This window comes from Ruegeria sp. B32 (assembly GCF_025141855.1).
In the GTDB taxonomy this organism is placed as follows: domain Bacteria; phylum Pseudomonadota; class Alphaproteobacteria; order Rhodobacterales; family Rhodobacteraceae; genus Ruegeria; species Ruegeria arenilitoris.
Genome location: NZ_CP081106.1, coordinates 781373 through 803917, shown reverse-complemented (window position 1 = coordinate 803917; position 22545 = coordinate 781373). Strand labels below are relative to the sequence as shown.

General features: G+C 62.1%; 20 protein-coding genes. 7 read left to right on the top strand and 13 right to left on the bottom strand.

Annotation, left to right across the window (positions count from 1 at the left end; genetic code table 11):
- Window positions 1-173: 173 nt before the first annotated feature.
- From K3752_RS04210 to K3752_RS04200, 3 genes are all read right to left on the bottom strand, one after another.
- Window positions 174-527: a hypothetical protein gene (locus K3752_RS04210; RefSeq protein WP_260065147.1), complete on the bottom strand. Its 354-nt coding sequence runs from the start codon at window positions 525-527 to the stop codon at window positions 174-176.
- Window positions 528-654: 127 nt separating this feature from the next.
- Window positions 655-1140, bottom strand: coding sequence for a DUF6497 family protein (locus tag K3752_RS04205; RefSeq protein WP_170364635.1), 486 nt, complete (start codon window positions 1138-1140; stop codon window positions 655-657).
- Window positions 1141-1210: 70 nt separating this feature from the next.
- Entirely contained in the window at window positions 1211-2743 is a 1533-nt protein-coding gene (locus K3752_RS04200; RefSeq protein WP_170340194.1) for an acyl-CoA carboxylase subunit beta, read from the bottom strand.
- Between the two features lie 172 nt (window positions 2744-2915).
- Here K3752_RS04200 and K3752_RS04195 point away from each other — a divergent pair, with 172 nt between their 5' ends.
- On the top strand, window positions 2916-4121 hold the full coding sequence (locus K3752_RS04195) for a multidrug effflux MFS transporter (RefSeq protein WP_170436662.1): 1206 nt from the start codon (window positions 2916-2918) through the stop codon (window positions 4119-4121).
- Between the two features lie 65 nt (window positions 4122-4186).
- Window positions 4187-5587 carry a short-chain fatty acyl-CoA regulator family protein gene (locus tag K3752_RS04190; protein WP_093964777.1) on the top strand — a complete coding sequence of 467 codons (1401 nt, stop codon included), beginning with the start codon at window positions 4187-4189 and terminating at the stop codon, window positions 5585-5587.
- 46 nt (window positions 5588-5633) lie between these two features.
- Here K3752_RS04190 and K3752_RS04185 read toward each other — a convergent pair whose 3' ends face one another.
- The 6 genes from K3752_RS04185 to K3752_RS04160 form a co-directional block, all read right to left on the bottom strand.
- Window positions 5634-5873: a YdcH family protein gene (locus K3752_RS04185; RefSeq protein ID WP_093964776.1), complete on the bottom strand. Its 240-nt coding sequence runs from the start codon at window positions 5871-5873 to the stop codon at window positions 5634-5636.
- A gap of 127 nt (window positions 5874-6000) precedes the next feature.
- Entirely contained in the window at window positions 6001-7659 is a 1659-nt protein-coding gene (gene betA / locus K3752_RS04180) for a choline dehydrogenase (protein WP_260065144.1), read from the bottom strand.
- Between the two features lie 86 nt (window positions 7660-7745).
- Window positions 7746-9254 (bottom strand): choline-sulfatase, encoded by a 1509-nt coding sequence (gene betC, locus K3752_RS04175; RefSeq protein ID WP_260065142.1) that lies wholly within the window; start codon window positions 9252-9254, stop codon window positions 7746-7748.
- Window positions 9251-9823, bottom strand: coding sequence for a choline-responsive transcriptional repressor BetI (gene betI, locus K3752_RS04170; protein WP_170369485.1), 573 nt, complete (start codon window positions 9821-9823; stop codon window positions 9251-9253). The genes betC and betI overlap by 4 nt, the downstream gene beginning before the upstream one ends.
- A 94-nt stretch (window positions 9824-9917) precedes the next feature.
- Window positions 9918-10826 (bottom strand): DMT family transporter, encoded by a 909-nt coding sequence (locus K3752_RS04165; RefSeq protein ID WP_170357230.1) that lies wholly within the window; start codon window positions 10824-10826, stop codon window positions 9918-9920.
- A 40-nt stretch (window positions 10827-10866) separates the two neighbouring features.
- Window positions 10867-11466, bottom strand: coding sequence for a LysE/ArgO family amino acid transporter (locus tag K3752_RS04160; RefSeq protein WP_093964771.1), 600 nt, complete (start codon window positions 11464-11466; stop codon window positions 10867-10869).
- Between the two features lie 84 nt (window positions 11467-11550).
- On the opposite strand from K3752_RS04160, the gene K3752_RS04155 reads away from it, so the two are divergent.
- Window positions 11551-12435, top strand: coding sequence for a LysR family transcriptional regulator ArgP (locus tag K3752_RS04155; protein ID WP_260065139.1), 885 nt, complete (start codon window positions 11551-11553; stop codon window positions 12433-12435).
- A 21-nt stretch (window positions 12436-12456) separates the two neighbouring features.
- Here K3752_RS04155 and K3752_RS04150 read toward each other — a convergent pair whose 3' ends face one another.
- On the bottom strand, window positions 12457-13722 hold the full coding sequence (locus K3752_RS04150) for a permease (RefSeq protein WP_260065138.1): 1266 nt from the start codon (window positions 13720-13722) through the stop codon (window positions 12457-12459).
- Between the two features lie 177 nt (window positions 13723-13899).
- Entirely contained in the window at window positions 13900-14640 is a 741-nt protein-coding gene (locus tag K3752_RS04145) for a YebC/PmpR family DNA-binding transcriptional regulator (protein ID WP_170390965.1), read from the bottom strand.
- A gap of 110 nt (window positions 14641-14750) precedes the next feature.
- Here K3752_RS04145 and K3752_RS04140 point away from each other — a divergent pair, with 110 nt between their 5' ends.
- The 4 genes from K3752_RS04140 (at window position 14751) to K3752_RS04125 (ending at window position 19901) form a co-directional block, all read left to right on the top strand.
- A complete protein-coding gene (locus K3752_RS04140) occupies window positions 14751-16523 on the top strand; it encodes an SLC13 family permease (RefSeq protein WP_260065136.1) in 1773 nt (590 codons plus the stop codon).
- 40 nt (window positions 16524-16563) lie between these two features.
- Window positions 16564-17298 (top strand): glutamine amidotransferase, encoded by a 735-nt coding sequence (locus tag K3752_RS04135; protein WP_170371600.1) that lies wholly within the window; start codon window positions 16564-16566, stop codon window positions 17296-17298.
- Between the two features lie 72 nt (window positions 17299-17370).
- Window positions 17371-18228: a bile acid:sodium symporter family protein gene (locus tag K3752_RS04130; RefSeq protein ID WP_260065132.1), complete on the top strand. Its 858-nt coding sequence runs from the start codon at window positions 17371-17373 to the stop codon at window positions 18226-18228.
- A gap of 11 nt (window positions 18229-18239) precedes the next feature.
- A complete protein-coding gene (locus K3752_RS04125) occupies window positions 18240-19901 on the top strand; it encodes an FAD-binding dehydrogenase (RefSeq protein ID WP_260065131.1) in 1662 nt (553 codons plus the stop codon).
- Window positions 19902-19914: 13 nt separating this feature from the next.
- On the opposite strand, the gene K3752_RS04120 is transcribed toward K3752_RS04125, so the two are convergent.
- Window positions 19915-20652: a YbaY family lipoprotein gene (locus K3752_RS04120; RefSeq protein ID WP_260065130.1), complete on the bottom strand. Its 738-nt coding sequence runs from the start codon at window positions 20650-20652 to the stop codon at window positions 19915-19917.
- Window positions 20653-20751: 99 nt separating this feature from the next.
- Window positions 20752-22530: an SLC13 family permease gene (locus K3752_RS04115; protein ID WP_170365626.1), complete on the bottom strand. Its 1779-nt coding sequence runs from the start codon at window positions 22528-22530 to the stop codon at window positions 20752-20754.
- Window positions 22531-22545: the final 15 nt, after the last annotated feature.

Sequence of the window (22545 nt, the reverse complement as noted above, 5' to 3'; positions counted from 1 at the left end):
TGCCCATTCCCGGAAACGGCGCGCAGGTTCGTGCCGAAAGAGCGCGGTTTGCAACGTGTTCCGGCACAGACTTCAGCCATCACGGGGTACCGACTGGACCGCATATCCGGTCGCCGCCGGATCGTGCTCCAAGCAGATGAACCCCTGATATTTGGCTGAAGGCTCATGCCGAACTAAACCTCCCCACCGAAGATATCGGGGAAGGATTGCCGCGCAGTCTCAAAGTCGATCTTCAGCAACGCATCATAGCTGGCCGGATCGAACGGATCCTCGGCGGGCACGACCTCGCGCCCGAACAGCCAGCTGAGGCGACCAGCGTCCAGATTTCCGCGTTCAAACGGCTGATCCCCGAAATGCTCCCACAAAGCTTCGAGGAATGCCGTATCGGCACGCTTGTCCGCGGCTTTTCGGTCCCGATAGCGTTCACGACGGGTCAATGGCGTCACGCCCTTGGGGTTTGCCCGGCGGATCGTGAACTGGAAATCGGTTCCCGGCAGCCGTCCGGGGAAACCACGGTGCTTCAACATGCCGGCACCTCGTTCAAAAAACCGGTCCGCGACGGGCACCCGCGCAGGGATGAATGTGTCATGCGTATCTCCAAAGCCGCATCAGTTTCTCGGAATGCTCCGACGACATGAGATCGGGAAATCATGTTCAGAGTCCCTCCCAGATACATGCGGATTGCTCCAACCGGTAGGCTTCAAAATACTGCGTCGCATCCGGAGACGAGTTGCCGAATTCCACCGGGCGGTCGGACAGCGAGATCACGACCCGCGCCGGGCTGAGTTGATGGTGCGCGACATAAGGAATGGCCAGTGTCTGACACAGATGCTCCATGTCGGTCGCGGCCACGTCATAGCCGATACCGCCCACCTCATCGCCGATCTTGGGCGCGACAAATCGAAACCGCAGCCAGAGTTCGCCCGGGTTGGTATCGACCAGAACGTCCTCAAGTGTCACCGGCTGGCCGGATGGAACCGGCAACAGGTTCCCGTCCTGCGCGAAACCGGGCGATCCAAAACACATGAATGCCAGAACAAGAGCGCGACCCCGGACCCGCCACAGGCAGGCTCCTCCTTCCGGGGTCGCAGGCGCCAGGATCATCTCCTGCGCTGTTCCGTATCTGGTGGCTGGGATCATGAAACGGTTTTGTGTCAGCGGTCAATCGGGAACATTCGTGGATCGAACCGGGGCAAAGCGCCCCTGCTGATTACAGCGGAATGTTGTCGTGTTTCTTCCAAGGGTTCTTCAGCTGCTTGTTGCGCAGGCTGGCAAAGGCCCGCGACACACGGCGGCGCGTCGAGTGCGGCATGATCACCTCGTCGATGAAGCCGCGTTCGGCCGCGACAAACGGGTTGGCGAACCGATCCTCATAGTCCTGAGTGTGCTTCGCGATCTTGTCCGGATCTCCCAGATCGGCGCGGTGGATGATTTCGGTTGCACCCTTCGCGCCCATCACTGCGATCTCGGCGGTTGGCCAGGCATAGTTGAAATCACCGCGCAGGTGCTTTGACGCCATGACGTCATAGGCGCCGCCGTAAGCCTTGCGAGTGATCACGGTCACCTTGGGCACGGTCGCTTCGCCATAGGCAAACAACAGTTTGGCGCCATGTTTGATGACACCGCCATATTCCTGGCTGGTGCCGGGCAAAAAGCCGGGAACGTCCACCAGGGTCAGGATCGGAATCTCAAAACAGTCGCAGAACCGTACAAACCGTGCGGCCTTGCGGCTGCTGTCAATGTCCAGACACCCCGCCAGAACCATCGGCTGGTTTGCCACCACGCCGACGGTCTGCCCCTCAAGCCGAATGAAGCCAGTGATGATGTTCTTCGCGAAATCCTCCTGGATTTCATAGAAATCACCCTCATCGGCTACCTTGGTGATCAGTTCCTTCATGTCGTAGGGGGTGTTGGGGTTTTCCGGGACCAGCGTGTCCAGAGAAGTCTCAATCCGCCCCGGCTCGTCAAAGAACGGGCGCACGGGCGGCTTTTCCCGGTTGTTGAGCGGCAGGAAGTCGACCAGCCGCCGCACTTCGGCCAGCGCTTCGACATCGTTTTCGAAAGCGCCATCAGCCACACTGGACTTCTTGGTATGGGTCGATGCTCCGCCCAGTTCCTCGGCGGTGACGACCTCGTTGGTGACCGTCTTCACCACGTCGGGGCCAGTCACGAACATGTACGAGGTGTCTTTGACCATGAAGATGAAGTCGGTCATCGCCGGGCTGTAGACCGCGCCACCGGCACAGGGACCCATGATCACCGAGATCTGCGGCACCACACCCGAGGCCATGATGTTGCGCTGGAACACCTCGGCATAGCCCGCCAGCGAGGCGACACCTTCCTGGATTCGCGCCCCTCCCGAGTCGTTGATGCCGATTACAGGCGCGCCGTTCTGCATGGCCATATCCATGATCTTGCAGATCTTCTGCGCATGCGTTTCCGACAGAGACCCGCCAAACACCGTAAAGTCCTGGCTGAACACATAGACCATGCGGCCATTGATCGTACCCCAGCCGGTCACAACGCCATCCCCGGCAGGTTTTTGTTTTTCCATGCCGAAATCGGTGCAGCGATGGGTCACGAACATGTCGAACTCTTCAAAGCTGCCCTCATCGACCAGCAGCTCGATCCGCTCGCGCGCCGTCAGCTTGCCCCGCGCATGCTGCGCATCGATCCGTTTTTGCCCGCCACCCAGGCGCGCGTCCTCACGGCGGTTTTCAAGCTCGGCAAGGATGTCCTTCATCACGATTTTCCCCTGTCAAATTTGTGGCGACAATATAGATTGCTCCGCATCACCCAAAGGCCTTTTCGGCAAATTTGCAAAATTTTGGCAATTACATTTCTGGGAATTGCAAATCAGTTAATGTTTGTGCATCGGCATGGCCTTTCCCGAATAGCGGAATTATGAGTGAACCATGCAGTTCAGTTCCACGTCTACGCACCGCTCTCCGCCCAAGCTGCTAACGCTTGTCCTGCTGTCGGGATTGTCGGCGCTCAGCATGAACCTGTTCCTTCCCAGCCTGCCTTTCATGGCGGTGTATTTTGAGGCCGACTACAAGGTCATGCAGCTGTCGATTGCGTTGTATCTGCTGATCAACGCCGTTCTGCAGATCCTGATCGGTCCGATCGCCGACAAGGCCGGGCGGCGGCCGGTGCTGCTGTGGGGGCTGGTGCTGTTTCTGCTGGCAACGCTGGGGTGCATCTACGCCCCAAACGTCGAGACATTTCTTGCCTTCCGCATGGGGCAGGCCGTTATCGTCGTGGGGATCGTCCTCAGCCGTGCAGCGGTGCGCGACATGTATGACCAGGATCAGGCCGCATCCATGATCGGTTACGTCACTATGGGCATGGCCGTCGTGCCGATGATCGGACCCGCCATCGGGGGTGTTCTGGAGGAAAGTTTTGGCTGGAAGGCCAATTTCTGGCTGCCTTTCGGACTGGCCGCCTTCGCGCTGGCGCTGACCTATCATGACTTCGGAGAAACCTCGGCCAAGAGCGGCAAAACCCTGATCCAACAGTTCCGGGAGTATCCCGAACTGCTGACCTCTCCGCGGTTCTGGGGGTATTCGCTGTCATCCGCGTTGTCGTCTGGCGCGTTCTTCGCCTATCTGGGCGGCGCGCCTTTCATCGGCACCGAGATCTTTGGCCTGACCGCCGCCGAAGTCGGAATCTATTTCGGCGCCCCTGCCGTCGGTTACTTCTTCGGGAACTTCATCAGCGGCCGGTACTCGGTACGCTATGGCGTGAACCGGATGGTGCGCTGGGGCTGCTGGCTGAACGCAATCGGCGTCGCGTTGTCGGCGGTTCTGTTTCTGGCGGGTTGGGGCTCGGCGCTCAGCTTTTTCGGGTTCATGACATTCGTCGGCCTGGGCAACGGCATGTCGATCCCGAATGCAACCGCCGGATCGCTGTCCGTGCGGCCACATCTGGCTGCGACCGCATCCGGGCTAAGCGGCGCGATCATGCTGGGCGGCGGCGCAGCTCTCAGCGCCCTGGCCGGTGCGATGCTGACCAATGAAACCGGCGCCATGCCGCTGTTGTGGTTGATGTTGGCCACATCGGTTCTGGCCATCGTCGCGATCAGCAGCGTGATCTGGCGGGAACGTCAACTCGGCATCTAGCCATCTTGCACCCGGGACTTTGCAAAGTTAGCCTGCGCAGGCGGAATAACTGCAAAGAAAACCCGATGGCCACTCAGAAACTCTACGCAGGTGCAAAGCTGCGCGAAATGCGGACGCGTCTGACGCTGACGCAAAAGGAATTCGCCGCCAAGCTGGGCGTGTCCCTGCCCTATCTGAACCAGATGGAGAACAACAACCGGCCGATCTCGACCACAGTTGTTCTGGCGCTGGCTCAGGAATTCGGCATGGATGTAACCGAGCTGAGCACCGGCGATAGCGAGCGTCTGGTCTCGGACATGCGCGAGGCGTTGGCCGATCCTGTATTTGCGGATGCCATCCCCCCTCTGGCGGACCTGCGGCTAACGGCGTCCAATGCCCCCGCATTGGCGCGGTCCTTCATCGAGCTGCACAAAGCCTACCGTCAGACCCACGAGAGGCTCGCCTCGCTGGACGAGGCCCTCGGACGCGAGGACGCGCGCATTCAGGCCAGCCCGTGGGAAGAGGTGCGTGATTTCTTCCACTATTGCGACAACTACATCGACGCGGTCGATCGGGCCGCTGAACGGTTCGCCGCCCGCGCCGAAGGACCGGGAGGCATTCGGCAGGCAGCACTGGACAGCCTGAAGGAACGCGGAGTTCAGGTGATGTTCGAAGACATTCCGGCCCTACGCAGCTATGACAACGCTACAAAGACTTTGCGCCTGTCCTCGCGCGCTGCGCCGCAGACCCAGGTCTTTCAACTGCTGCTGCAGGTCGCACTGATCAGCCAGGACAAACTGCTCGAGGCCACGCTGGACTTTGCCAAGTTTCAAAGCGACGAAGCCCGCTCGATCGCCAAGATCGGCCTCGCAAACTATTTCGCCGGCGCGTCACTGATGCCCTACACCGCCTTTTTGTCAGCGGCGCAGGAGGACCGGCACGATCTTGAATTGCTGAGCAACCGGTTCGGCGCTTCGATCGAACAAGTCGCCCACCGGTTGTCCACGCTGCAGCGACCGGGCGCCAAGGGCATCCCGTTCTTCTTTGTGCGGGTCGATCAGGCGGGCACGATCACCAAACGCCATTCGGCCACCCGGCTACAATTTGCGCGGTTCGGTGGGGCCTGCCCGCTTTGGAACGTGCACCGGGCCTTTGAAACGCCTGGTCATTTCCTGCTGCAATTGGCGGAAACACCCGACGGGGTTCGGTATATCTCGATCGCGCGGGACGTGTCGAAATCGGGCGGCTCCTTCGGTGCGCCAGTGCGCCGTTATGCCATCGCCCTCGGGTGTGAGGTCCGGCACGCCGAAGCACTGGTCTATGCCGACAACCTGGATATCAACAACACCAGCGCCTACGAGCCGATCGGGATTTCCTGCCGCATCTGCGAACGCCAGACCTGCCACCAACGGTCCGTCCCACCGCTGGAGCGCCGACTGAAGATCGACGCCCACACGCGCGGCACGCTGCCCTACGAAGTCACCTGAGCCGAAAAACGGAAAAGGGCAGGATCAATTCCCGCCCTTTTTTGGTTCACGCTTTGCTCAAGATCGACCAGATCTGATCCTTGAGCGCGGCTCGCTTTTTGCGCAGTTCGCCCTCGGCCAAGTCTTCCATCGGCTCAACATTGGTTTCCGCCCGATGCACCATACGGTTGAGTTCGTGATATTCGTCCGCAAGCCGGGCGAAATGGGCATCGGTCTGCTTGAGCTGGCTCATCAGTTCAACCTTGTCCGGGAATTCCTCGGCCAGTTCATGCGGGGTATGGGACATTCCTGCTCGCTCCTTGAGTTTGGTTTCGCACTACAGCTAGACCCTAATACCAAAGCTGACTTTGACTCGGATCAATTGGAAGGGGAATGTTTCCCTCGCGGTCGCATCCCCCTTACCGACAATGCATTCAACGCTGCGCCTCGGCCCATTTGGGGTGGATCCAAGGCCGGTCATTGGACCGGGGCAGCGGGTCTTTGCCCAGCAGGTGGTCCGACATCTTTTCGCCAACCATGATCGACGGCGCGTTCAGGTTGCCGTTGGTGATCTGCGGGAACACCGAGCTGTCCGCCACGCGCAGCCCATCCACCCCGATGACACGGCCCTGTGGATCGACGACCGCGTTCGGGTCGTCCGCCCGCCCCATCCGGCAGGTGCCGCAGGGATGATAGGCGCTCTCGGCATGTTCGGCGATGAAGGCGTTCAGGTCTTCGTCGGTCTGCACGTCCGCACCGGGCTGGATCTCCTTGCCGGCATAGGGCTTGAACGCATCCTGCCCGAAAATCTCGCGGGTCAGGCGGATGCAGGTGCGGAAATCCTCCCAGTCCTGCTCGGTGCTCATGTAGTTGAAGCGGATCACCGGCGCGTCCTCAGGCTTGGCCGAGCGCAGCGTCACCGCCCCGCGCGAGGGTGAGCGCATCGGCCCCACATGCGCCTGGAAGCCGTGCCCCTCGGCTGCGGCCTTGCCGTCATAGCGCACGGCGATGGGCAGGAAGTGGTACTGGATATCCGGGTACTCGACCCCCGGCTTCGACCGGATGAACGCCGCGCTTTCAAATTGGTTCGACGCGCCAAGGCCGGTCTTGGTGAACAGCCACTGCGCCCCGATCAGGCCCTTGCCGAACAGGTTCCAGTATTTGTACAGCGTGATCGGCTGCAGCGAGGCCTGCTGGATATACAGTTCCAGGTGATCCTGCAGGTTCGCCCCCACGCCGGGCCGGTCGGCGACCACGTTGATGCCGTGCTCGGCCAGATGCGCGGCGGGTCCGATCCCCGACAACATCAGAAGCTTGGGCGAGTTGATCGACGAGGCCGCCAGCACCACCTCGCGCCGGGCGCGCACGATCTGCGTTCGGCCACCACGGATCAGTTCGACCCCGGTTGCGCGGCCCTCCTCGATGACCACGCGCGTGGCAAGGCCCCGTACGATATCGCAGTTCGGGCGTTTCAGCGCGGGCTTCAGATAGGCATTGGCCGCCGACCAGCGCCGCCCTTTCCAGACGGTCTGCTCCATCGGGCCGAAGCCTTCCTGTTTCTCGCCGTTGTAGTCATCGGTCAGCTCGTAGCCGGCCTGCCGCCCGGCCTCGACGAAGGCCTTGAACAGAGGGTTCTTGCGCGGCCCCCGCGACACATGCAGCGGGCCGTTGGTACCGCGCCATTTGGGGTCACCACCATGGCCGCCGTCGTGCCAGCTTTCCATCCGTTTGAAATAGGGCAGAACATCCGCAAAGGACCAGCCATCCGCGCCCATATCGGCCCAGGTGTCAAAGTCGCGCGCATGGCCGCGCACATAGACCATCCCGTTGATCGAGGACGACCCTCCGATCACCTTTCCGCGCGGGCAGGCCAGCCGCCGGTTGTTCAGGTGGGGTTCGGGCTCGGACTGATAGCCCCAGTCATAGATCGGCATGTTCATCGGATAACTCAGCGCCGCCGGCATCTGGATGAACGGCCCTGCATCGGTGCCGCCATGCTCGATCACCAAAACCGAGGCCCCCGCTTCGCTCAGACGATAGGCCATCGCACATCCGGCGGATCCGGCGCCGACGATGACGAAATCTGCTTCCATGGTCGTGTCTCCATTGGCCCCGACCGGTGGCGCGGGATGTCCCGTGCGTTGCCACCGGTGGGCGTATCTTCAAAATGTGAAAGAGGTCATTCGCCGCGCGGGAAGCGCTGGTTTTCCTCGAGGTTGTCCAGATTCATGTGGTTGCGCATGTAGCGCTCAGACGCTTGCTGCAGCGGCTGATAATCCCACGGGTAATAGCCGCCCTGCCGCAGCGCCTCGTACACGACCCAGCGCCGCGCCTGGCTGGCGCGCACCTCGGCGTCGAACCGGTCTAGATCCCAGCGCGCCTCGGACTTGGCGCGCAGGGTTTGCAGCGTGCCGGCGTGCTCGGGCTTGTCGGCCAGGTTCTCCAACTCGTGCGGGTCGGCCTCGAGGTCGAACAGCTGATCGGGGTCCAGCGCGCAGCGGTTGTATTTCCACTTGCCATAGCGCATCGACACCAAGGGCGCATAAGACGCCTCGGCCGCGTATTCCATCAGAACCGGCGCGGTGCGCTCCGTGCCGTTGGCCAGCGGCACAAGGTCCTGCCCGTCCGTCCATGGAGCAATCTCCGACATGTCGATACCCGCCAGCGCGCCCAGCGTCGGGGTCACGTCGATGGTCGAAACTGGTGTGTCGATGCGGCCCGTCGGCAGGTCCGGCGCCGAGATCATCAGCGGCACTCGGGCCGAGCCTTCGTAGAAGTTCATTTTGAACCAAAGGCCCCGCTCGCCCAGCATGTCTCCGTGGTCGGAGACGAAGAGGATGATCGCCTCTTGCCGGGTGGTTTCCAGCACATCTAGGATCTCGCCGATCTTGTCGTCCAGGTACGAGATATTGGCGAAATAGGCCCGGCGCGAGCGACGGATGTCTTCTTCGGTGATGTCAAAACTGCGCCAGTCATTGGCGTCGAAGATGCGCTGGGAATGTGGATCCTGATTGTCGTACCCCAGATCCGTGACCTGCGGCAGCAGGTGCTCGCATTCCTCGTACAGGTCCCAGTATCTGCGCCGCGCCACATAGGGGTCATGCGGGTGGGTGAAGCTGACGGTCACGCACCACGGGCGGTCATCCTTGCCGCGGGCCAGATCATAGAGCTTGGCCTTGGCGTGATAGGCGACCTCTTCGTCATACTCCATCTGGTTGGTGATCTCGGCCACGCCGGCCCCGGTGACCGAACCCATGTTATGATACCACCAGTCGATGCGCTCGCCCGGTTTGCGGTAATCCGGGGTCCAGCCGAAATCGGCCGGATAGATGTCGGTGGTCAGGCGGTCCTCGAACCCGTGCAGCTGGTCGGGGCCGACGAAATGCATCTTGCCCGACAGGCAGGTGTAATAGCCCGCGCGGCGCAGGTGATGGGCATAGGTGGGGATGTCGCTGCGGAACTCGGCCGCGTTGTCATAGACCCCCGTGCGCGAAGGCAACTGGCCCGACATGAAGCTGGCCCGCCCAGGCGCACACAGCGGCGAGGCCGTATAGGCATTGGCAAACCGCGTTGACCGCGCCGCCAGTTTCTTGAGGTTGGGCGCGTGCAGCCACTCGGCGGGACCGTCGGGAAAGAGGGTACCGTTGAGCTGATCCACCATCAGGATCAGAATGTTGGGTCGTGTCATTTTTCGGCCTCGAGCAAGGTCGTCAGGACGCGCATGGCGTGGGAAACCGCCAGTTGCGGTTCCTCGGGCGCGGACAAAGCGGCGCGGATGTACAGACCGTCGATCAGAGCGATCATGTTCTCGGCCGCTTCGACCGGGTCCTTCATCAGCGGGCGCAACGCGTGGATCAGGTTGGACCGAATCCGCGCCTGATAGATCTGCCACAGGCGCAGCGCGTCATCGTTGGTCTGGGCCAGAACGTAAAAGGTCATCCACGCGGCGATCACGTCGGGCGTAAAGCAGGACGGCGCGAAACAGGCGCGGATGATGGCCTGGGCGCGCTGGTCCGGTGCCGCGGCCTTCAGTTCGGTTCGGGCTTCGGCGCCAAAATCGCCAAGGATGCGCCGCATCGCCGCCAGAAAGATCTGGTCTTTCCCCCCGAAGTAATGGTGCGCGAGGGCGCTGGACATGCCGGCGCGTTTGGCGATCTGACTGACGGTTACATCCAGGGACTTCTTGGACCCCAACTCGGCAATCGTCGCCCTGACGATCGCATCGCGCCGGATCGGCTCCATTCCGAGTTTTGGCATAACCGCCCCCAAACCTAGTCTCAACAGAACAAACGCTAAGGGCTTTTTATTGACTCGTCAATCAATAACGTTGCCCTTGGGGGCTCCGGGGCTTTTACAGCTTGGGGGCAAGGCTTGGAGGGGTCAAGCCACTGCGGTTCAGAACGGCCTCGCGCCAGGTTATGAAACTGACCGCTGCGAGGATCAGCGTCCCCCCAGCGACGACCCAGATATCGATGCCCTCTTGAAACACAAGCGCACCTAGAAGCGTGGCCCAGATCAGCTGCAGGAAGGTGACCGGCTGGGTCACCGCGACGGGTGCAGCCTGCAAAGCCAAGGTCATGAAATAGTGCCCCGCCGTTGCAAAACTGGCGATCATGAACAGCACGCCGATGTCGCGCAGGCTGGGCGGAGTCCAGACGGCGATCGCAAAAGGGATAAGAAACAACGTCGTCCAGATCGACAGATGCGCCACAACGACCGAAGGCCGCACGTCCTGCACCATCGCTTTGGCCAGCAGGTACGACCCCCCCAACATCAGCGAGGTGCCCAGCATCGCCAGATGCCCGGCGGAAATCTCGCGGAACCCGGGCCGTAGAATGATCACAGCGCCCACGATGGCGACAAGCACGGCCGCGATACGGCGAAAGGCCATCGTCTCGCCCAGAAAAAGCGCGGCGCCCAAGGTCACATAGACCGGCGTCAGGTAGTTCATCGCAGTCACTTCCGCCAGCGGGATACGGGTCATCGCAAAGAACCACAACATGACCCCGACCGCATGTATGGCCCCACGCAGTCCAAACAAGGCAATATGCCGGCGGGTCAGATGCGTGGTCAGGATCGCCCGCATGGCTGGCAGCAGAAAGACCAGCCCCAAAGCATACCGCAGGAACGCAGCCTCAATCGGATCCATCGAGGTACCCAGAGATTTGACCAAGGCTGTCATCGCCACAAAGGACAGCCCAGCGCTGAACATCCAGAACATTCCGGCAAGCGGGCGGGATTGGGTGGCGATCGTTGTCATGGCTTCGGTTGAACACGGAAACCCGGCGACGAACAAGCCTCTACATTGCGACCAGCTTCCAGGCGATCGCCAACATGACGATACCGATCAGCACATCCAGCACCTGCCATGCCCTGGGTCGGGCGAAAATGGGAGACAGCACCCTGGACCCGTATCCCAGAGAGAAGAAGAAAACGAAACTGGCGGACATGGCGCCGATGGCGAAACCCATCCGGTCTTCATACTGCGCCGAAATCGAGCCAATCAGCACCACCGTGTCCAGATAGACATGCGGATTGAGCCAGGTGAAGGCCAGAACGGTCAGCAAGGCCGCGCGCAGACTTGTACGCTTCGCCTCTCCGACCTCAAGCGCTGCGCCGCCGCGCCAGGCTGATGCCAGACTGCGCAGTCCGTACCACGTCAAGAACAGCGCGCCGCCGTATCGCATCATCGGCTCGAACCACGGCGCCGCAGTTGCCAGGCTGCCGAAGCCCGCGACACCTGCGGCAATCAGAATGGCGTCTGACACGGCGCATGTCAGGCACAACACAAAAACATGCTCGCGTCTGAGCCCCTGCCTGAGGACAAACGCGTTCTGAGCGCCGATTGCCAGGATCAAACTGAAGCCAAGCGCAAAGCCGGCGATGACGGATGTAGACATGGACCCTCCTGTTCAGGTCCGTTGACTACGCGACAGATACGCATGTATCAAATTAAAGATAATGAGCCATAATTAGATTCTCTAATGCACTTGGACCCACATCACCTGGCCGCGTTGGCCGCTATTCTGCGGCATGGCAGCTTTGACGCCGCCGCCGCGGAACTGGCGGTAACGCCATCTGCGATTTCGCAACGGATCAAGGCGCTGGAGGATCGGGTCGGCGTATCGTTGATTCACCGCGGCGCGCCCTGCACCGGAACCCCGGCTGGCTTGCGGCTTGCCCGCCATGCCGAAGACATCGGCCTGCTTGAGGCGCAACTCAATCGCGAGCTTTCGCTGGAACAGGGCACAGGCCCCACCCGGGTCAGGATCGCGGTTCCGGCGGATGTTCTTTCCACCTGGTTCATAGACGCGATGGCAGCAGTTGATGATATGCTGTTTGACCTTGCGATCGACGATCAGGATCACTCGGCTGAATGGCTGCGGCGCGGGGATGTCAGCGCCGCCATCTCGGTCGGCGGGCAAACCGTCCCGGGATGCGATTCCATCGCCCTCGGCACGCTCAGGTACCTGCCGACGGCAAGCCCCGAGTTCATGGCTCGCTGGTTCCCTGGCGGAGTGAATGCTCAGAGCCTGTCGCGGGCACCCTGCCTGACCTTCAACAGGAAGGATGCCCTGCAAAAAGCCTGGATCCATGCGCAAACGGGTAGCCGGCTGTCTCCTCCGACCCACTTCCTACCCTCGTCTCACGGGTTCGTAGCTGCCGCTGCAGCAGGTTTGGGTTGGGGGATGAACCCCGCGCATCTGGTCCAAAGCGCGATTGCGGATGGCCGTCTGCGCGAGCTTGCGCCCAACACCCCGCTGGATGTGCCTCTGACCTGGCAGGTCGGGCGCATCCTTGCACCGGCGCTTTCACCGTTGACGCGAGCGGTTCGGAAAGTCGCGGCGCAAGTGCTGGCAAACCCGTAACACCATGCTGTGATCGATGGCTCAGGTGACGCCTTCCGCATCCTTCGGCTGCGGCGTGACCAGACGATAGCATGCAATTGCGGACCAGAAACTGCACAGCGTGAGGAAAGCGACGGCCAGTGCGACCTCGTTCATATGCGCAACCGCCGCCAATCCCGCCGACCCGACAATCGCCACGAGCCTGCAAATGCTCTTGATCGCGGCTGACGCCTTGACCCGCTGTTCCTTGGGCGCGGTGTCGATGAAATACAGCTTGCGCGCACTGCCGATGCCGGTTGTCGCGACGGTCGCCACGAACAGGGCGATCGCGTGCAGGTTAACGTCGTGGTCAAGATGCAAATAGTGAACCGCAACCAGAACGACGCCCGTCACCCCCACCATCAACGACCCGGCCACCATGACCGCCCGGTGTGATTTCATGTTCACGAGCTGCCACAGGGGCGCGGCGACCAGATAGCCGGTCGCCGACGAAATGATCAACGCCGTCAGCCCCTTGGCCGATCCATGATGCGCCTCGGCTGCGATCAATGCAAAGAACGGCACCGACAGAGAAACCCCGACCAGCGGCAGCCGCATGGTCAGATACCGCCGGAACCAGGCGAATTCGAACATGGCTCGAGCGTCCGACAGGAACTGCCCCGCCGCTCGGCGACCGGTTTGAGCCTGGGGTTGCGACCGCGACAGTTCGGCCAGGGCAAGAATGGATAGTCCGGACAGCACAAAGAACCCGGCAGATACCGCGATCACGGTTGAGTGACGCGAGAATGGCGGGTTGTCCGAAGTCAGGTGATGCAGCGTCAGTGTCAGCCCGATGGCCCCAAGCCCCCCTGCCCCCAGTTGAAGATAGCTCATCCAGATCCGGGATTTCGAGCGAAGGTGATCCCCCCAAAGGTCAGTGAACATCAGCGCCTGGACCTCTTCGATCATACCGATTGCAAAGAAGGCCAAGACAAAAGCCGCTGCCACCATGGGCGAGCCCCCGATCGCCGCAACCACGATGGCTGCCAGAAGGCATGCACCAATCGCGACCTCGGTCAGGGCAATGGAACGTTTCTTCTGCTGCTTCGCGGACACAGGGACCGCAAAGAACATGTCCGAAATCATGTTGCCTGCCTGACGTACGGAAACCAACGCCCCGGCAAGAAACATGGGCATTTCCAGGGAGACCGCCAGAAACGGCAAGACGATCGAAGGGCTGCCCATCGTCCACGCTACCTGGGACAGCACGCTTTGGCTTGCCAGAACCGGCACATTTCGCCGCTCCAATTCCGTGGATTTGCCTGTCATGTCCTGTCGTGCCGGCCCCGACCTGTCTGTCGCAAGGTCTCTGCCAGTTCCTTTCTGCGCGGTTCAACCCCAAGGGTATGCGCAGGACCCACATGCGCCAAGAACCAAGTGCGTCGCAGGTAAAAAAAGAAACCCGGCCGTGTTCGGCCGGGCTCCAAAAACAACCGAGTGCGACGCTTAGAGTTGCGCCATCACCTCGTCGGTGGCCTCGAAATTGGTGGTCACGCGCTGAACGTCGTCATCGTCCTCAAGCGCTTCGACCAGCTTCATCAGGCGCTGCATATCCTCGAGGCCCAGTTCGGTGGTGGTCGTGGGTTTCCACACCAGCTTGGTGGATTCAGATTCACCCAGAGCCGCCTCGAGCGCGCTGGACACATCGTTCAGGTCGGTATCCGCACACCAGATGATATGACCGTCTTCCGAACTTTCCACATCTTCGGCCCCAGCCTCGATGGCCGCCTCGAAGATCGTGTCGGCATCGCCCGCCGATGCGGGATAAATCACTTCGCCCTTCCGGTCGAACATGAACCCGACCGAGCCGGTCTCGCCCAGGTTTCCGCCATTCTTGGAAAAGGTCGAACGCACGTTCGACGCAGTGCGGTTGCGGTTGTCGGTCATCGCCTCGACGATCACGGCCACACCGTTGGGACCGTAGCCTTCGTACCGGATTTCTTCGTAATCCTCACCGTCGCCCGCCTGGGATTTCTTGATCGCGCGTTCGATCACGTCCTTCGGCACCGAGTTCGACTTGGCCTCTTTGACCGCCAGACGCAAGCGCGGGTTCTTGTCGGGATCGGGGTCGCCCATCTTGGCGGCCACGGTGATCTCTTTCGACAGCTTGGAAAACAGCTTGGACCGCGCGGCGTCCTGGCGCCCCTTGCGGTGCTGGATGTTGGCCCATTTTGAGTGGCCTGCCATGTTGCGTCCTCGTAATCGTGATTGCGTATTCGGCGCACATATAGACGTTTGCGGGGCAAAGGATCAAGACACCCGCTTGCTCGTGCAGTCAGCGCGTTTATGGTGACCCAATGACGACAGATCAGATCATTCTCTTTGCACTCTTTATTACCGTATTCGGTCTGCTGCTTTGGGGGCGGTTCCGCTATGATCTTGTGGCGTTTGCCGCCTTGATGGTCGGCGTGATCCTGGGTGTTGTGCCGGTTGACAAAGCTTTTGCAGGGTTCGGCCATCCGGCCACGATCATCGTGGCGCTAGTGCTTGTGGTCTCGGCCGGGTTGGTGCGGTCGGGTGCGGTGTTCCTGATCACCCGCACGCTGGTCGATGCCTCGCGGGGTCTGGGTGCGCATATCGCGCTGATGGGCGGGATCGGAGCGGTTCTGTCCGCCTTCATGAACAACGTGGCGGCGCTTGCGCTGCTGATGCCTGTCGACATTCAGACCGCGCGCAAGGCGGGGCGTTCAGTTGGGCTGACGCTGATGCCGCTGAGCTTTGCCACCATTCTGGGCGGCATGGCCACGTTGATCGGCACACCGCCCAACATCATCATCGCGTCGATCCGACAGGAAACCCTGGGCGAGCCGTTCCACATGTTCGATTTCGCTCCGGTTGGCGGGCTGGCGGCCATCGCAGGTCTGGCCTTCGTCGCCCTGATAGGCTGGCGACTGATCCCCAACCGCGGCGAACAGACCGAGAGTTCGGAAACGCTGGCGGAATATATCGCTGAACTGACAATCCCGGCCGAGTCACCCCATATCGGCACGCGCGTCGCCGAGCTGGACGAGGTCGCCGAGAAATCCGACGTCGCCATCATCGGCCTGATCCGGGACGGCAAGCGCCGCTATGGCCGCGCGGCAAACGCGATCCTTCAGGAAGGCGACGCGCTGGTGCTGGAAGCCAGCCCCGAGGCGCTGGACGAGTTCCGCGCCGCGCTGAATCTGGATTTCTCGGATGCCCGCCGGCAAGAGCTGCTGACCGCGGCCGGCGATGGGCTGGAGGTGATCGAAGTCGTCGTGCCCGAAAGCGCCCGCATCAATGGCCGTACGGCACAGGGGCTGGGGCTGGCTTGGCGGCAGAACACGATCCTGATGGGCATTTCCCGCCAGGGTCGGCGCATCACCCAACAGGTCCGCAAGACCGAGGTACAGCCGGGCGACATCCTGCTGTTGCTGTGCCCGCGCGACCGGGGCGCGGACGTGACCGAGTGGCTCGGCTGCCTGCCTCTGGCCCAGCGCGGCCTGAACGTGACCGCGAATGACAAGGCGTGGCTGGCGATCGGCTTGTTCGCCGCTGCCGTTCTGGCCGCCAGCATCGGCCTGATCTACCTGCCGATCGCGCTGGGGCTTGTGGTGATCGCTTATGTGCTGACCAAAATCATCCCGATCACCGAGATCTACAATCAGATCGAATGGCCGGTCGTGGTCCTGCTGGGCTCGATGATCCCGCTGGGCAGCGCGCTGGAAAGCTCGGGCGGGACGGAACTGATCGCGAACGCGCTGGTCCAACTGACCGACGGCCTGCCGGCATGGGCCATCCTGACGGTTCTGATGGTCGTGACCATGACGCTGTCGGACGTGCTGAACAACACAGCAACCGCCATCGTGGCCGCGCCGGTGGGCATCCAGATGGCGCGCACGCTCGAGGTTTCACCCGATCCGTTCCTGATGACGGTGGCGGTGGCCGCCTCGGCGGCGTTCCTCACCCCGATCGGGCACAAAAACAATACGCTGGTGCTGGGGCCCGGCGGCTATCGTTTTGGCGACTATTGGCGTATGGGCCTGCCCCTGGAAATTCTGATCGTGGCGGTTTCGGTCCCGGCGATCCTCGTGTTCTGGCCGTTGTGAGGGCTTGCGTGACTGCCGGACCGCGCGCTAAGGGCAGCGCATGAAACGCTTTCTGATCCTGCAGCTGCGCCCCGAGACCGATGCCTCGGACGCCGAATATGCCTCGATCCTGAACCGGTCCGGGCTGACACCCGAGCGTACCCACCGCATCCGTCTGGATTGCGAGGCCCTGCCCGAAGGTCTTGACGTGACCGACTATGCTGGCGTGATCGTGGGCGGCGGGCCGGGCTGCGTCAGCGACGACCCGGCCAGCAAATCTCAGATGGATGCCCGAATCGAGGGCGCGATCATGGGGCTGATGCCGCAGATCACGGCGCACGATCATCCTTTCATGGGCTGCTGCTATGGCCTGGGCATTCTGGCCGCGCATCTGGGCGCGCCGGTCAGCAAGGACCGCTATGGCGAGCCGGTCGGCCCGTCGCGCTGCCACCTGACCGAGGATGGCGCCCGCGACCCGCTGACCGCCGGGCTCGAGCCCGACTTCGATGCCTTCGTCGGTCACAAAGAGGCGGTGCAGGCCCTGCCCGCGGGCTGCGTGCATCTGGTCGCGTCAGACCCCTGCCCGTTCCAGATGATCCGCTGGGGCCAGAATGTCTATGCCACGCAGTTCCACCCCGAAGCCGACGCCAAGGACTTTGAGCAGCGCATCCACATCTACAAGGACCACGGCTATTTCCGTCCCGAGGACGCCCAGCCGCTGATCGAACGCTGCCACGCGGCCGAGGTCACGCAGCCCGGCGAAATCCTGCGCCGTTTCGCCCAGCGCTACGGGTGACCCAACGGCGCGGTTGCCTGACCGGGGACCGCGCGCTTAGGTTGGACCGAAACGACTTTGGGAGGGGTTGTTTTGGATCTTCTGATAAACGTGGGCCTGCCGGTTTCGCTGGCCATCATCATGCTGTCTTTGGGCATCGGGCTTGAGGCGGCGGATTTCCGGCGCGTGATCAGTCGGCGTTATCCGTTTGCGATCGGCGCGGTCTGCCAGGTCGTTCTGCTGCCGGTCGCGGCTTTCGTCACGGTCAAGCTGTTCGCGCTGCCGCCGGCGATTGCGGTCGGGTTCATGCTGCTCAGCTTTTGCCCGGGCGGCGTCACCAGCAACATCCTGTCGAAACTGGCGAAGGCCGATGTGGCGCTGTCGGTCAGCCTGACGGCGGTGATCAGCCTGCTGTCGATCGTCACGGTGCCGGTTCTGGCGGCCTGGTCGATTGACCACTTCATGGGCGAGGACGCACCTGAAGTGTCGATCAGCGGTCTGGCGCTGGCGATGTTCCTGATCACCACGCTGCCCGTCGCCATCGGCGTTGGGCTGCGCCACTTTGCAACCGGTTTTGCCGATCGGATCGACGGCCCCCTTTCCAAACTGGCCACCATCCTGTTCGTGCTGATCGTGATCGCTGCGCTGGCTGGAAACTGGCAGCTGTTCGTCGACAATCTGGGCATCATGGGCGCCGGGCTGATCTCGCTGAACCTCGCGCTGCTGCTGATCGGATTGGGGCTGGCGCGGGCGGCGAAACTGTCGTGGAATGAGGCCAAGACAATCTCGATCGAAACCGGCATCCAGAACTCGACCCTGGGCATCACGCTGGCTGCCCTGATCACCGGAACCGAAAGCGGCTTCAGCCCGCTGGCCCTGCCCTCGGCCGTCTACGGGATCACCATGTACGCCGTCGCGATCCCCTTCATCGCCTGGTACCGCAACCGCTGAAAGGACAGAGCATGACCGAAAACACTGCTGATGCGATCGTCGTGGGCGGCGGGCTGGCCGGCCTGGCCGCGGCGGCCGAACTGGGTGACCGCGGCAAGAAGGTGATCGTGCTGGACCAGGAACCCGAGCATTTCCTGGGCGGTCAGGCATTCTGGAGCCTGGGCGGCCTGTTCATGGTCGACACGCCCGAGCAGCGCCGCATGGGCATCCGCGACAGCCGCGACCTGGCCCTGCGCGACTGGATGGGCAGCGCCCAGTTCGACCGGGACGAAGACGCCTGGCCCCGCAAATGGGCTGAGGCCTATGTCGAATTCGCCGCCGGCGAGATGCGCCCCTGGTTGCATCAAATGGGCCTGCGCTGGTTTCCCGTAGTCGGCTGGGCGGAACGCGGCGGGTCCTATGCCGACGGTCACGGCAACTCTGTCCCGCGGTTCCACATCACCTGGGGCACCGGCCCGGGCGTGCTGGAGCATTTCATCCGCCGGGTCCGCGACCATGTCAGCGCCGGCCTGATCCAGTTGAAGTTCCGCCATCAGGTCAGCCACATCATCATGCAGAACGGCGAGGCCAAGGGCGTCTCGGGTGAGGTTCTGGCCGATGATGCGGCCCAGCGCGGCGGCAAGACCAACCGCGACGAGGTCGGCGAGTTCGAAGTCTATGCGCCATCGATCATCGTCACATCGGGCGGGATCGGCGGCAATTTCGAGATGGTGCGCCAGAGTTGGCCCCGCGACCGCCTGGGCGAACCGCCCAAGGACATGGTGGCGGGTGTGCCCTTCCATGTGGATGGTCGGATGATCGCGATCAGTGAAAAGGCCGGCGGCCACGTGATCAACAGCGACCGAATGTGGCACTACACCGAAGGCGTGCGCAACTGGGACCCGATCTGGCCCGCGCATGGTATCCGCATCCTGCCCGGCCCCAGCTCCATGTGGTTCGATGCGCGCGGCAACCGGCTGCAGCCCCCCTGCCTGCCCGGGTTCGACACGCTGGGCACCCTGCGCGAGATCCTCAAAACCGGCTATGAATACAGTTGGTTCGTTCTGACCCAGAAGGTCATCAAGAAGGAATTCGCCCTGTCCGGGTCTGAACAGAACCCCGATTTCACCTCGGGCAGTTGGAAGGAGGTCATCCGTCAGCGGGTCCTTTCGGGGTCGAAGGCCACCGCGCCGGTCGAAGCGTTCAAGGAAAAGGGCGAGGATTTCGTTGTCGCCAACACGCTTACCGAACTGGTGAACGGGATGAACCATCTGGGCGGCGGCCTGATCGACGAGGCGCATCTGCGCGCCCAAATCGAGGCGCGGGATTCACAGGTGGACAATCCGTTCTCGAAAGATGCGCAGATGATGGCGATCCTGGCGGCGCGGAACTATCGCGGTGACAAGCTGATCCGCACCGCCAAACCGCACAAGTTCCTCGATCCGAAAAACGGCCCGCTGATCGCGGTCAAGCTGCATGTGCTGACCCGCAAGACGCTGGGCGGCTTGCAGACCAATCTGGACAGTCAGATGATCGGCGCCGATGGCCAGGTGGTGCCCGGCCTGTTCGCGGCCGGCGAAGTCGCGGGGTTCGGCGGCGGGGGCTATCACGGCTACAACGCGCTCGAGGGCACGTTCCTGGGCGGATGCATCTTCTCGGGCCGCAATGCCGGGCGGTCGAGGGCCGTCGCCTGACGGCCCTTGGGCATTATTGGTCGCGGCGGAACTGCAGAACCGGTTCACCTGCCGCATCGAGAAGAACCAGAGTGTCCCCGCGCTGAACAAAGCTTGCGACCTTTGGGAGAGCGGCAAGGAATTCCCGCTCAACCTCGTCCAGCGGCGGCGGGCAGGCCATCAGAGTGGCGGCCATGTTGTCGGGGAAGGAAATCGACTTGCCCGATATCTCGGCCTGTCCGCTGAACCGGTTGCAACCGCCTGTTCCCCCAAAGGCTCCGCCCTGGGCAAAGGTAATCTGCGGGCGTTTCTCGGTGTCCAGCGCAACGCCGTTTACCTCGGTTGCGGTCCATTGCGTGTTCTCAAGCATCGCCGCACCCCGTTCCTGCACCTTGACCATGACCAGATCGACCGAGTTTCCGGCGTCGTTGGTCAGAACCGGGTAAGCGGTATCGGTGGCGAACAACAGCTTACCGTCCTGATGCACCGAGGCTCGCACCACATAGCGGTGCCGATCCTGAACCAACGCGTCGTCATAAGTCAGCTCGAACTGGGCAGGCACGCCCGTCAAAGCATAGCGCTGCGCAGCCAGCGTGACGGCTGGCGCGTCAGCCAGTGAAACGTCCTGCAGTTCGACGAACAGGGTTGCCCCCGGCGGAACGGCGATCCGTTCGCGATATGTGGCTGTTCCCTCGACGGTCCCCGCTTGGGCGGCGCCCCACACGGCTGCCCACAACGCGGTTCCTGCCAGCAGGCTTTTTGCGGTTTGCATTGTCCGATCCCTTTGTCACCAGTTTCCAGCACAAAAGATCGGGACATCAGCGCGATTTACAAGGTTTTTCAGTTCCAAGCGGCAAATTCGTGCCTGAGATCAAAGCGGCCAGAGGAAGGGGATGATCAGCGAAGCCAGCAATCCAACCGTCAGGTTCAGCGGAATCCCGACCTTCATGAAGTCCGTGAACCGGTACCCACCGGGGCCGTAGACCATCATGTTGGTCTGATAACCGATCGGCGTTGCAAACGAGGCCGAAGCCGCGACCATCACCGCAACCACCAGCGGCCGCGGATCCACCCCCACAGCCTGCGCCAGACCGATGGCGATCGGCGTCACGACAACCGCCACCGCGTTGTTCGAGACCAGTTCCGTCAGCACAGAGGTCAGCAGATAGATCGCCCAGACGATGAGGAACGGCGGCAGGTTGGCAAAGGACGGTGCAATCGCGTTGGCGATCAGGGTGACCGCACCCGAGCTGTCCAGCGCAGCCCCGATCGCCAGCATGGCAAAGATCAGCGCTAGCAGACGGCCTTCGACAAAGGAAAACGCCTCGTCCGCGTCGATGCATCGCGTCAGCAGCACAACCGCAACCGCCAGAATCGACAGCAGGAAAATCGGCGCCACGCCGAGCGCCGCCAACACCACGATCCCAATCAGCGCAGCAATCGCGATCGGAGCATGACCGCGCCGGAAGGCGCGGGCCGACGGCTGGGTGACGTCGACCATGTCCATGTCGGCAGCCAGTTTGCTGATATCGGCCGGCGAGCCTTCGAGCAGCAGCGTATCACCGACCCGGACGACCAGATCGTCAAGTTGCCCCCCGATATTCTGATTTCGCCGGTGCACGGCCAAGACGTAAACCCCATAGCGACGACGCAGCCGCAACGCACCCAATGTGCGCCCGACCATGCGACAACCGGGGGTGATCAGAACCTCAACCGTACGTGTTTCGACCGCCGAAACTTGATCAACGCGCTTGAGTTCCTTGTTGCTTTGCAGGCTCAGCAGCTCGGTCATTTCCGTGCGCAACACCACGCGGTCACCGACCTTCAGTTCGACCCCTTTCAGGTTCCGCCGCAATGACTCGTCGCCGCGGATCACGTCGATAAGCCGCACACCCGGACGTTTGAACAGCTGCACGCCGGTCACTTCACGGCCAATCAGGTTGCTGTCGGGCGGAATGACCGCCTCGGTGAAGAATTTCATCTTCGACCGATCGCTGAGCATGGTTGCCATGCTGTCACGTTCGGGCAGAAGGCGCGGCGCGATGAAGCGCAGGTAAATCATGCCGTAAATGACAAGAATGATGCCCAACGGCGTGACCTCGAAAATCGTGAAGGCCGGCAGGCCCTGTGCCCTTGCCACACCATCGACCAACAGGTTCGTCGAGGTTCCGATCAGGGTCAGCGTCCCGCCGAGAATCGCAGCGTAGCTGAGCGGGATCAGCAGCTTCGACGCTGAAATATTCAGCGTGCGGGCAATCTGGATGAACACCGGGATCATCACGACGACGACGGGCGTGTTCGACACGACCGCCGAGGCCAGGACGACAAATGCCATCAGCAAACCGATGGCAATGCGCGGGTTGACCTGCGCCTGTTTCTGCGCCGTCGCTGTAAAGGCGTGCAGGGCACCGGTCCGGACGAGGGCGCCCATGATGATGAACATCGCCGCGATGGTCCAGGGCGCCGGGTTCGACAGAACCGCCAGTGCGCTTTGGTAGGGAAGCACGCCGGTGACCAGCATCACCGAAACGCCGCCTATGGCAACGACCTCGGTCGGATAGACCTCGCGCATGAACATGATGAACATGCCCGCAACAACCGCCAGCGCAAGTATCGCGCTGCCCATATCTGACAATTGAAGGAGTTGCATTCGTGGTGTTCTGTC

What these genes read in the sequence shown, in the direction of transcription:
- K3752_RS04190 (WP_093964777.1), top strand. Translation starts at nt 4,187, where the DNA reads ATGGCCACTCAGAAACTCTACGCAGGTGCAAAGCTGCGCGAAATGCGG.
- K3752_RS04120 (WP_260065130.1), bottom strand. Translation starts at nt 20,652, where the DNA reads ATGCAAACCGCAAAAAGCCTGCTGGCAGGAACCGCGTTGTGGGCAGCC.
- K3752_RS04165 (WP_170357230.1), bottom strand. Translation starts at nt 10,826, where the DNA reads ATGACAACGATCGCCACCCAATCCCGCCCGCTTGCCGGAATGTTCTGG.
- K3752_RS04125 (WP_260065131.1), top strand. Translation starts at nt 18,240, where the DNA reads ATGACCGAAAACACTGCTGATGCGATCGTCGTGGGCGGCGGGCTGGCC.
- K3752_RS04160 (WP_093964771.1), bottom strand. Translation starts at nt 11,466, where the DNA reads ATGTCTACATCCGTCATCGCCGGCTTTGCGCTTGGCTTCAGTTTGATC.
- K3752_RS04185 (WP_093964776.1), bottom strand. Translation starts at nt 5,873, where the DNA reads ATGTCCCATACCCCGCATGAACTGGCCGAGGAATTCCCGGACAAGGTT.
- K3752_RS04155 (WP_260065139.1), top strand. Translation starts at nt 11,551, where the DNA reads ATGCACTTGGACCCACATCACCTGGCCGCGTTGGCCGCTATTCTGCGG.
- K3752_RS04115 (WP_170365626.1), bottom strand. Translation starts at nt 22,530, where the DNA reads ATGCAACTCCTTCAATTGTCAGATATGGGCAGCGCGATACTTGCGCTG.
- K3752_RS04140 (WP_260065136.1), top strand. Translation starts at nt 14,751, where the DNA reads ATGACGACAGATCAGATCATTCTCTTTGCACTCTTTATTACCGTATTC.
- K3752_RS04145 (WP_170390965.1), bottom strand. Translation starts at nt 14,640, where the DNA reads ATGGCAGGCCACTCAAAATGGGCCAACATCCAGCACCGCAAGGGGCGC.
- K3752_RS04150 (WP_260065138.1), bottom strand. Translation starts at nt 13,722, where the DNA reads ATGACAGGCAAATCCACGGAATTGGAGCGGCGAAATGTGCCGGTTCTG.
- K3752_RS04195 (WP_170436662.1), top strand. Translation starts at nt 2,916, where the DNA reads ATGCAGTTCAGTTCCACGTCTACGCACCGCTCTCCGCCCAAGCTGCTA.
- K3752_RS04210 (WP_260065147.1), bottom strand. Translation starts at nt 527, where the DNA reads ATGTTGAAGCACCGTGGTTTCCCCGGACGGCTGCCGGGAACCGATTTC.
- K3752_RS04205 (WP_170364635.1), bottom strand. Translation starts at nt 1,140, where the DNA reads ATGATCCCAGCCACCAGATACGGAACAGCGCAGGAGATGATCCTGGCG.
- K3752_RS04200 (WP_170340194.1), bottom strand. Translation starts at nt 2,743, where the DNA reads ATGAAGGACATCCTTGCCGAGCTTGAAAACCGCCGTGAGGACGCGCGC.
- K3752_RS04135 (WP_170371600.1), top strand. Translation starts at nt 16,564, where the DNA reads ATGAAACGCTTTCTGATCCTGCAGCTGCGCCCCGAGACCGATGCCTCG.
- betC (WP_260065142.1), bottom strand. Translation starts at nt 9,254, where the DNA reads ATGACACGACCCAACATTCTGATCCTGATGGTGGATCAGCTCAACGGT.
- betI (WP_170369485.1), bottom strand. Translation starts at nt 9,823, where the DNA reads ATGCCAAAACTCGGAATGGAGCCGATCCGGCGCGATGCGATCGTCAGG.
- betA (WP_260065144.1), bottom strand. Translation starts at nt 7,659, where the DNA reads ATGGAAGCAGATTTCGTCATCGTCGGCGCCGGATCCGCCGGATGTGCG.